10 protein-coding genes and 1 tRNA gene are annotated in these 9,409 nt (G+C 42.2%); 9 read left to right on the top strand and 2 right to left on the bottom strand.

Annotated elements, in window-relative coordinates; all coding sequences use genetic code 11:
* The 4 genes from JMX94_RS08545 to JMX94_RS08535 all read left to right on the top strand — a co-directional run.
* On the top strand, window positions 1-346 hold a 346-nt coding region (locus JMX94_RS08545), incomplete at its 5' end, for a hypothetical protein (RefSeq protein WP_201564949.1).
* A gap of 12 nt (window positions 347-358) precedes the next feature.
* Window positions 359-634 (top strand): YkgJ family cysteine cluster protein, encoded by a 276-nt coding sequence (locus tag JMX94_RS13580; protein ID WP_374220409.1) that lies wholly within the window; start codon window positions 359-361, stop codon window positions 632-634.
* An 18-nt stretch (window positions 635-652) separates the two neighbouring features.
* Window positions 653-1,582 carry a hypothetical protein gene (locus JMX94_RS08540; RefSeq protein ID WP_201564957.1) on the top strand — a complete coding sequence of 310 codons (930 nt, stop codon included), beginning with the start codon at window positions 653-655 and terminating at the stop codon, window positions 1,580-1,582.
* 17 nt (window positions 1,583-1,599) lie between these two features.
* Window positions 1,600-2,025, top strand: a complete 426-nt coding sequence (locus tag JMX94_RS08535; protein WP_201564948.1) for a hypothetical protein — start codon at window positions 1,600-1,602, stop codon at window positions 2,023-2,025.
* A 334-nt stretch (window positions 2,026-2,359) separates the two neighbouring features.
* Here JMX94_RS08535 and JMX94_RS08530 read toward each other — a convergent pair.
* Both JMX94_RS08530 and JMX94_RS08525 read right to left on the bottom strand, forming a co-directional pair.
* Window positions 2,360-2,446, bottom strand: a tRNA-Leu gene (locus tag JMX94_RS08530).
* Window positions 2,447-2,583: 137 nt separating this feature from the next.
* Entirely contained in the window at window positions 2,584-3,357 is a 774-nt protein-coding gene (locus tag JMX94_RS08525) for a ferredoxin--NADP reductase (RefSeq protein ID WP_201564947.1), read from the bottom strand.
* Window positions 3,358-3,810: 453 nt separating this feature from the next.
* Between JMX94_RS08525 and JMX94_RS08520 the strand changes: the two genes are divergently transcribed.
* The 5 genes from JMX94_RS08520 to JMX94_RS08500 all read left to right on the top strand — a co-directional run bounded on the left by JMX94_RS08520 (window position 3,811) and on the right by JMX94_RS08500 (window position 9,409).
* Complete coding sequence (locus JMX94_RS08520; RefSeq protein WP_201564946.1) at window positions 3,811-4,692, top strand: tRNA (N6-threonylcarbamoyladenosine(37)-N6)-methyltransferase TrmO; 882 nt, start codon at window positions 3,811-3,813, stop codon at window positions 4,690-4,692.
* Window positions 4,693-4,780: 88 nt separating this feature from the next.
* Window positions 4,781-6,568, top strand: a complete 1,788-nt coding sequence (locus tag JMX94_RS08515) for a GspE/PulE family protein (protein ID WP_201564945.1) — start codon at window positions 4,781-4,783, stop codon at window positions 6,566-6,568.
* Window positions 6,569-6,786: 218 nt separating this feature from the next.
* Window positions 6,787-7,575, top strand: coding sequence for a TatD family hydrolase (locus JMX94_RS08510; RefSeq protein WP_201564944.1), 789 nt, complete (start codon window positions 6,787-6,789; stop codon window positions 7,573-7,575).
* A 232-nt stretch (window positions 7,576-7,807) separates the two neighbouring features.
* Complete coding sequence (locus JMX94_RS08505; protein WP_068405549.1) at window positions 7,808-8,491, top strand: TetR/AcrR family transcriptional regulator; 684 nt, start codon at window positions 7,808-7,810, stop codon at window positions 8,489-8,491.
* 210 nt (window positions 8,492-8,701) lie between these two features.
* On the top strand, window positions 8,702-9,409 hold the full coding sequence (locus JMX94_RS08500) for a prepilin-type N-terminal cleavage/methylation domain-containing protein (RefSeq protein WP_201564943.1): 708 nt from the start codon (window positions 8,702-8,704) through the stop codon (window positions 9,407-9,409).

Here is a 9,409-nt window from a genome sequence, read left to right as displayed (position 1 = left end):
TGGTGCGGGTGTTTTTGTAAGTGCGGGTGGCTATTTTAATCTAAAGTACTTATCGAGTGAATGGGAAACTATCACCAATTTGGAAAGCGCTTACTATAGCGAATCTGATAACGACCTGTTCATCAATGACTTTGAAATTAGTATGGTAAGTGATAATGCTCGTTTCTATGGCAAGAGACTTGCGGACTGCATAAATGCCTATCTAGAGCAAAATAATAAACAAGAAGACGAACAGAAAGCTGTCTCTAATTCGGAGCTAGTTGAAAATGCGTTAAGTGATATTGATGCTAGATTAGCTGATATTCGGGAAAAGCTAGCATATCTACAAGACACTACTGAAGCATAGGGGAGATTTGTGATGAGTTTTCCATGTAACCAATGTGGCTGGTGCTGCCAAAATCTTGATAAAAGTGAATTGTATAAATCATTAGATGAAGGCAATGGTGTATGCAAGTTTTTTGACTTAAAGCAAAATAGTTGCATTATTTATGACGATAGACCCAAAATCTGTAATATTGAAGCGATGTATCATTCTGCTTTTACCAGTATGGAATATGATGATTATATCAATCTAAATATCAAGGCATGTAAAACAGTACAGCGAGCCAATCAGTTACCAATAATACAAATATAATTAATTGAGGATTAGAATATGCCAATTCCATTTATATTAGCTGCGGGTGCTTTAGCGGCAACTGGTGTCGGGCTTGCGAAGGGTGCTAAAGGTGTTTCTGACATAGTTGACGCTAGTGATATTGTCAGTCGCTCAGAAAGGATGCTAGACAAACAACGTGATAGTATTAACGGTTTACGCATCGATGCCAACGACGAGCTTAGAAATTTAGGTCAGTTAAAAATTGATATCTTTAACAATCAAATCCATCATCTGATTGAGACCATCAAAAAAGTGAAAGACGCTGGGTCAAGGCTTACGGACTTCAATCAAATCATTACTGATAAAGAATATATTGAAATAAAAAAAGGAGTCTCCGCATCGCTTGAGCTCGAAAGTGGACTTTTAAGCGGTGCAGCTGCTGGAACTTTAACAGGAATGGGAGCATATGGATCTGTTGGCTTATTAGCTTCAGCGTCAACAGGGACAGCTATCTCTACCTTATCGGGAGCCGCTGCAAAAAGTGCTACTCTGGCATGGCTTGGTGGTGGCTCTCTTGCTTCAGGTGGTCTAGGTATGGCTGGTGGAACTCTAGTACTAGGTGGCATAGTTACGGGCCCTGCATTAGCAATTACTGGATTTCATCTTGCAGGTAAGGGAGAACAAGCTTTAACTAAGGCAAGGCAGCACGAGGCCAGAAGTGAAGTAAATGTAGCTGCGATTAAGGTAATGGAAGTAGGCGTAAAAGCAACTATTATAGAAACGCTAGAAAGACAAATGGTACTACTTGAAGCAGTAAAGCGCTTTGAAAGAATAAAAGTTAATGACAATCTAAACCTACAAGCTTTTCAAAATATGCTGACTCTAGGCATGTCAATTAAAAAGATTTTAGATTTACCTATCTTGAATGACGAGGGAGAAGTTGTTAAGGGTATGTTTTATAAATCTGAAGGCTACCTCGAAATATAACTAGGATAATTTATAATATGAAAGACGTGACTATAGCGACCTCTAAGAAAGCGATGAAGACAGTTTCCTCTAAAAATCCTGTGTCCAGCGCCGCTCAGGGTTTTGAGATGTTAGTTAATGCTTACGCAGATTATAAAACCATTTGCCAGACTGAACACACTAAACGTGATGCTATTTTTGCTTGGAAAGAGGTACAGCTTACCAAGACAAACAACCAAAGAGAGTTTTTAGAATCTTATCTTAAAGAGCGTTTTGCAGAACGTCGCCATGTAATAGATGAGATGTTCAAAAGGCTCGATCAAGGTATTGAAAGTAATAACTCTGAATTAATAGCTATGGCGATGACTTCTATTGAAAACACAGTCAAGTCTTCACCTCTTCAAGAGGCTGCTCAAGTGCTAATGGCCATGAATGATCCAACAGTTGATAGGATTGAGTTTTGATAATTGCTATAAATTACATAGAGAGTATCTTTACTTCTAAAAACTGAAACCTTCTATATCTTGCAATGCTTTATTTCAATCAAGCTTTATGCAGTCTTAGCTTGTTCCACATCCTTATCAATGGAATTCAGAATAGAATGATACAGACATAAAAAAGCCTCCAAAAATAAGGAGGCTTTTTACTCTAAGTAGTTAAAACGTTTTATTTATTGACAATTAAATTTATTGGTTAACTATTATATCCAACCAAATTGCACGGTGTACACTAAAACGTACACTTTAATTATTATCGAACAGTAAAACCTTTCAAAAACAGCTACTTAGGTCTAAATAATGGTACCGGTGGTCGGACTTGAACCGACACGCTTTTAAAGGCAACGGATTTTGAATCCGTCATGTCTACCAATTCCATCACACCGGCGTGTTAGGTGACAAAGTTTATATTGCAAAACATTATCGAATTGGGCTACAGGGTTAACTCTGTATAGGCTGCGTATTATAGCAGGCTATTTTTAGCCGTCAAGAATTATTTGTCATATTTACGATAAAAATTCATTTTTAACCAACGAAGGCACGTTCAACCACATAATCTGCCTGTACACCCATGCGTGGAGAGACGGTCAGGCCAAAGTCGTCTAAAATCGATGATACTTCAGCGTTAAACGGCATACTACCGCAAATCATAACGCGGTCATCCTCTTTATTCATCGGAGGCAGACCGATATCTTCAAAGAATTTGCCCGATTTCATCAGGTCAGTGATACGGCCAGTATTTCTAAACTCTTCGCGGGTGACGGTAGGGTAATAAATGAACTTTTTACGGAAATCTTCACCAAAGATTTCATCATTTGGCAGCTCTTCTTCGAACATCTCGCGATAAGCCAAGTCTTTAACCTGACGCACACCGTGTACCAAAATGATTTTTTCAAAACGCTCATAAACTTCAGGATCACGTGCTAAGGCTAAAAATGGCGCCAGTCCTGTCCCTGTTGACAGCATATATAAATGCTTACCCGGTAATAAATCGTCCAGTACCAAAGTGCCTGTCGGCTTTTTACTGACCAATAGCTCATCGCCAACTTTGATATGCTGCAGACGTGAGGTTAATGGACCGTCTTGTACTTTAATAGAGAAAAATTCCAAATGTTCTTCGTAGTTAGGGCTGGCAATCGAGTAAGCGCGCAGTAGCGGTCTACCATCGACAACGATACCAATCATCGCAAACTCGCCATTACGAAAACGTAAACCGTCGTCGCGAGTGGTTTTGATGCTAAATAGTGCATCGTTCCAGTGATGAACCTCTGTGACCGTTTCGGTGCGGAGTTTTGACATAAAGCCCTCGTTAGTAAGTGGTAATGTGTAGTCGCCAATTAAAATATTTTTGGGATAAAAATATTAATGGATTTAACGTTATGCAAAGTATTAATAAAATAAAGCGTTTATTCAGTCAGACTAGCAAATGCAAGCTGCAAAAAACCGTTATTTTAACATTATTATCAGGTTTGAGAAGACGGCAGGTTTTACTAACTGACAGCCCTGCCTATAACCGTAAATGCTGACGCCGTACTTTATGAATGCAGGTCTATGAATGCAGGTTTGTGAATCCTGCTATATGAATGCAAGCCATTCTCAATAAATTTCTCGCTCATCATAACAAACTTTAAAGTAAAAATCCGTCTGGCTGCCTGTCTGTAGCATGATAAAATGGAATATCGTTAGCGAATAATTTTCTATGATTGGCGCGTGCCATTTATTATCAGCCATTTATTTTTTGGGATTGGATTTATGACTTGTCAGACTACGGCACCTTTAAGCCATCATATCTCACCTATTATTGGCTACCACCGTGCGCCGCTGTCGCAAAAGTTCGGTGCACCAAGGCAGCCGAATTTGGTGGCATTGCTCAGTGTGATTGAAATGCCCGTGCCTTATGATACGCCAGCAGCATTTATCGGGCTGGAGGATTTCAGCCATATATGGGTAAGTTGGCAGTTTCATCATAACTATTTATATAAAGACAAGTTGCATAAAGACAAGCAGGCAAGCTCAAACGATGATAATCAGAAAGAGAAAGTGGAGAGCGCTTTTCGCCCGCAAGTTCGCCCGCCGCGCTTGGGTGGCAATCAAAAAATAGGCGTATTTGCCAGTCGCAGTATGTATCGACCTTCCGCGCTCGGGTTATCTGTGGTCAAGCTTGAACGCATTGAGATTGTAGAAGGTCGGGTGTTACTTATTATTAGCGGTGCTGATATGATAGATGGCACGCCCATCATCGATATCAAGCCTTATGTGGCTTATAGTGATGCATTGCCTGATGCCCAAAGCGGTTTTGCGCCCTCTGCGCCCCACTTATTGGATGTGACGATTACCGAATGGGCTTATGAGCAATTTGGGCAAATTATCGCCAATCAAAGTGCGGATAATATAGTAGAAGCAAACGCTCAAAATAAGCAATCATCAGTCAAAGCAGTCATTGATAAAATCCAACAGCAGTTATTAAGGTCTGATCTTGATACTATCAAAGCGTTGATAGCACAAGACCCACGCCCTGCTTATCGGCGTACAGAGATAAATACGTCATTTGTCATGCGTTATAAATCTGTCGATATCAGCTTTCAATTGCTGGAATCGGGTGAATTACAGATAACGAATATTGTCGCAGTATAATTAAAGTAAATATCAGAGTTATAGTAAACATCACCGCCGACCAAATGCCCTAAACCATAGAAAAATGCAACTATAGAAGAATAAAACTATGCCTGCTCAAAAATATTCGATAGTGATTGATTTACGTTGGTGCCTAGATGAATTGTTGGCAGATAGGGTGATTGATCAGCGCGGCTATAATCTCGTCATTACCAGTCGCCGTAATAAGGCGCAGCATCCGCTCTTAACGATTAGTGAGTTTGGGCTGCCAAATGGTCACGCGCTTGATAGTAATTCTGAGAATAAATTAACGCTGGCATGGCTCAATCAATGGTTGGCTGCCAAAGCAGATATGCCGCTGGTGCGTATTGACCCGTTAAAGGTCGATGTACCGGCGGTGACGCAACTGATGTCGTTTGAGTATGCGCGCTCGCAGCATATTTTACCGATTGAAGTGACGCTTGATGAGGTGGTTATCGGTACCGACCAGCCATTTTATACTGATTGGCATGGCAATATTGAAAAGCTCATTAAATCAAAAAGTTATCGTACAGTCTTTATTAATCCTGAACAAATCAATCGCTATCGGCAAGAGTTTTATCAAGTCACGCAAGCGATTGCAGGCGCGAACTCCCTACATAAGCGTGCAGCGGCGGACGTCACCAATGTCGAAGCTTTATTGCAGCTGGGCGATAACACCAATCCAGATGCCAATGACCAACATATTGTCAAAGTGGTCGATTGGCTATTGCAATATGCTTTTGAGCAGCGTGCAAGCGACATTCATCTAGAGCCACGCCGCGAAACAGGCAAGGTGCGCTTTCGTATCGATGGGGTGCTACATAGCGTGTATGAGATGCCACTCGCCATTATAGTGGCAGTGACCGCCCGTATTAAAATTTTGGGACGGCTCAATGTCGCAGAAAAACGTAAGCCGCAAGATGGACGCCTAAAAACCCGTACGCCAAAAGGCTTAGAGACTGAGCTGCGTCTCTCTACCATGCCGACTGCTTTTGGTGAAAAGTTGGTTATGCGGGTATTTGATCCAGAAGTGCTGGTGCGCTCATTTGCCCAGCTTGGTCTGTCGGGTAAGCAGCTTGAGACGTGGCATGAGCTGACCGCGCATCCAAATGGCATTATATTGGTTACCGGTCCGACCGGTTCAGGTAAAACGACCACTTTATATAGTACGTTGAAGCAGCTCGCCACTGAGCAAGTTAATGTCTGTACTATCGAAGATCCAATTGAGATGATTGAGCCCGCCTTTAATCAAATGCAGGTCAATCCCGGGGTTGATTTACATTTTGCTGATGGTATTCGCTCTTTGATGCGTCAAGACCCAGACATTATTATGGTTGGTGAGATTCGTGATGCTGAGACCGCCAATATGGCAGTACAAGCGTCTTTAACGGGGCACTTGGTACTCTCAACGTTGCATACCAACGATGCCCCAAGCTCTATTACCCGTCTGCACGATTTGGGTATTCAGCCATTTTTAACCTCAGCGACTATATTGGGCGTGATGGCACAGCGTCTATTACGGACATTATGCCCGCATTGTAAGCAAGCCGTTGATGTTGCGGCAGATAGTGAGATTGCTATTCAATGGCAAGAACTGGTACAGCCTTGGCGCGCCCCAGTGCCAGCACAAGTTTATAAAGCGCAGGGCTGTGAACACTGTCGCCATACCGGCTATCAAGGTCGCGTTGGTCTGTATGAGATCATGCCGTTATCAAATGAGCTAAAAAAACTGGTCGCCGCTGATGCCAATTTGGACGTACTTAAACAACAAGCTTACCGTGAAGGCGTACAGCCGCTGCGCTTATCTGGGGCAAAGCGTATCAGTGAAGGGGTGACGACCATAGAAGAGGTGATGCGCGTGGTGCCATTAAATTGATAATTGCATTGATAACTGCCCTTTAAATGTAAGCGCTTTAAAAAATGTATTCTTTGAAAAATATACGCTGATGAGAAAAGGGTTTAGAAGCACGTATATAGGCGTTTGTTAAACACCCCTTGAAAACAGTGCTATTTAGAGCAATTAATAATATTAGGATTACCAAATCCATATTATAAGATAATTCTACTTATTGATTTTTATTAACGAGATTGTTTATGTTTACTGATAGCCACTGCCATCTAAACCGTTTAGATTTAACCAAGTATGATGGTCAATTGTCCGGCGCAATTGCCGCGATGAAAGAAGCCAATGTCACCCGTGCGATGGCCATTATGTGTGATTTCGCTGAATATGATGAGATTGCCAATATCGTCAGCACCTATGGCGATGAGACGCTAAATCTTGGTATGAGCGTCGGCATTCATCCTTGTGAAGATATCAGCGTCTTACAATCAGCGACGGTTGAGCGCTTAATAGAAACCGCTGATGCGGACCATGTATGGGCGATAGGGGAAACGGGGCTGGATTATTACTGGTCTACAGAAAACAAAAAAGAGCAAAAAGCCAGCCTTGCACGTCATATTCATGCCAGCCAAAGCTTGAAGAAACCTCTAGTCGTGCATATGCGTGACGCCAAAGAAGATACGCTTGATATCTTAAAAGCGGAAGGCGCTGAACACGGTATCATTCATTGCTTTACTGAAGACTGGGAAACCGCAAAACGAGCATTAGACTTAGGGTTTTATATCTCATTCTCAGGCATTGTTAGCTTTAAAAGTGCACAAATGATTCAAGATGCTGCAAAAAATATGCCCAAAGATAGAATACTTATCGAAACCGATAGCCCGTATTTAGCACCGGTTCCTAAACGTGGTAGACCCAATGAGCCAGCATACGTGCCATATGTGGCAAGCTATCTTGCCGAGATGTACGGCTGTAGTAGCGAGGAGGTGGGTGCTCTGACTGCAAAAAACTTTGAGAATTTACTGGCACAGTACCACTAAAATGGTTATGCTATGACCACTCAGTCATTTATTAGCTAGTCTTCTGGTTCTGTTCTATAAGTATCCATAATATTAAACTTAACCTTATGATTATCAATGACTATTTAGCAAACATAAGCATATTTCCTTGGGTGATATTGGCGTAGTCGTTGTATGACTTATACACGCGCTGCCAATATACCGATGTAAATGATGGTCATATGCATGATATTGTCAGATTTTAGGAGAGATTATGAGTCGTCAGCACCAGTTCAAGGCACGAGAAGAGAATATCTTAGCGATGGCAGAGCAATTGCTACTTGAGTCAGGCGATGGTGATATCACTTTGGACAGTTTGGCCGACCAGCTTGATTTGGCTAAAGGCACCTTGTATAAACATTTCTCCAGTAAAGATGAGCTCTACCTACGTATTATTATCCGTTATGAAGAGCAGTTGTTTGAGATTAACCGTATTGATGACTGCCCGTCGGCAGGTGTCGCACGTATGATTTTTCAGCAATTGTTTAATCCACAAAAAGCCATGCTCCTTAACCAAATCGAAGAACGTTTGGCGGCATCGGTGACGGGTTTGAATCGCTTATTCGGCGAGCTTTACGATATTCGTCGTCAGCGTATGAAGCGTTTGATTGATATTATCAGTGCGTATTTACAAGAGCAGCATAGTAGCTTAAGTACGCGCGATTATTTGTCCTCGATTTGGGCGATGGGTCAGGGCGGCGCAGGATTATTAAACTCAAGTTTTTATCAGCGCTACTTAGGTCGCCGTGATACTTTGCGTTATGCCTTTGTGCAGCAAATGCTTGAATTGCCAAGCCATTATCCAGCCGCCGATGACGAGGTGATGGATGAGGATATGCAAGAATTGGTGGAGCAAATCGATACTGAGTCAGAAGAGCACCGTAATACCAATTACTAGATTCCTATTATATTTTTAATGTATTGAGTTATTTTTTTATAAAACCCGTGTTGTTATATTCTGTATGGCAGCACTTTAAATTTATCTTCTAACATATGTACAGATTTATTTTTTTAATCAGGTATATCTATCGTTTTATCTCCATCATACTCATACCACCCAATTCAGTGTCATTCCTAATAAAATGACGCCATTCTAGATGACTTCTGTATGTCAAAACCGACTTCCTCAATTTCTTCAATAGCCGCTCCTCACGCACACAGCCACATCGGGCAAGCGGGATTTACCCTTGTCGAAATAGTAGTGGTGGTCGTCATTCTATCCATATTTGCTGGCATGATGAGCTTATCGGTCGGTAGTAGTGAATCGCGCAAAAACCGTGCTTTTTATGAGCATTTAACGGATTCATTGAGCTATGTAAGGCTTTTATCGGCTGAGCGCATGCAGCCCATGGGTTTGAGCTTACAAGCTGATAAACAAGGTCAAGTCACGCCTGTCATTGTCACTCTATCTAATCCTTATGTTGCTTATCAAACTCAGGTTTCCATAGCTTCTAGTGGAGACAGTACGCCTAAGAACGCCATGGAGCTGTCAGCGGATTTGACGAGTATGTCAGCTGCTGCTGCAGATAAAGCACCCACACCAAGCTGGGAGCTTGAGCCAGAAGTTAGTTTGCCTGTATTGCCTACGGGTGTGAGCTTAAGCGTACAAAGCTTGGATGCAGGTAATCAGGCAAACGCAGGCCAAACGCAAGCGCTGCAGCCGTGGTTTAGCGACCAAAACGTACCGCAAGTACTATGGTTTGGGACAGGGCAGGCCACGCCGGTAACGATTGAGGTCCGCCATAATTCGCGTTTGGTGGGTGAGGTGATTACGATTATGCCTGATGGCAGTATGTCGATAGGGCAAGGGCGCTAA

The sequence above is a fragment of the Psychrobacter sp. CMS30 genome, assembly GCF_904846565.1.
Taxonomy (GTDB): Bacteria; Pseudomonadota; Gammaproteobacteria; order Pseudomonadales; family Moraxellaceae; genus Psychrobacter; species Psychrobacter maritimus.
This window is presented reverse-complemented; position numbering and strand designations above follow the sequence as displayed.

Coding starts and splice junctions, on each gene's coding strand:
- JMX94_RS13580 (WP_374220409.1), top strand. CDS start 359: ATGAGTTTTCCATGTAACCAATGTGGCTGGTGCTGCCAAAATCTTGAT.
- JMX94_RS08540 (WP_201564957.1), top strand. CDS start 653: ATGCCAATTCCATTTATATTAGCTGCGGGTGCTTTAGCGGCAACTGGT.
- JMX94_RS08535 (WP_201564948.1), top strand. CDS start 1,600: ATGAAAGACGTGACTATAGCGACCTCTAAGAAAGCGATGAAGACAGTT.
- JMX94_RS08525 (WP_201564947.1), bottom strand. CDS start 3,357: ATGTCAAAACTCCGCACCGAAACGGTCACAGAGGTTCATCACTGGAAC.
- JMX94_RS08520 (WP_201564946.1), top strand. CDS start 3,811: ATGACTTGTCAGACTACGGCACCTTTAAGCCATCATATCTCACCTATT.
- JMX94_RS08515 (WP_201564945.1), top strand. CDS start 4,781: ATGCCTGCTCAAAAATATTCGATAGTGATTGATTTACGTTGGTGCCTA.
- JMX94_RS08510 (WP_201564944.1), top strand. CDS start 6,787: ATGTTTACTGATAGCCACTGCCATCTAAACCGTTTAGATTTAACCAAG.
- JMX94_RS08505 (WP_068405549.1), top strand. CDS start 7,808: ATGAGTCGTCAGCACCAGTTCAAGGCACGAGAAGAGAATATCTTAGCG.
- JMX94_RS08500 (WP_201564943.1), top strand. CDS start 8,702: ATGTCAAAACCGACTTCCTCAATTTCTTCAATAGCCGCTCCTCACGCA.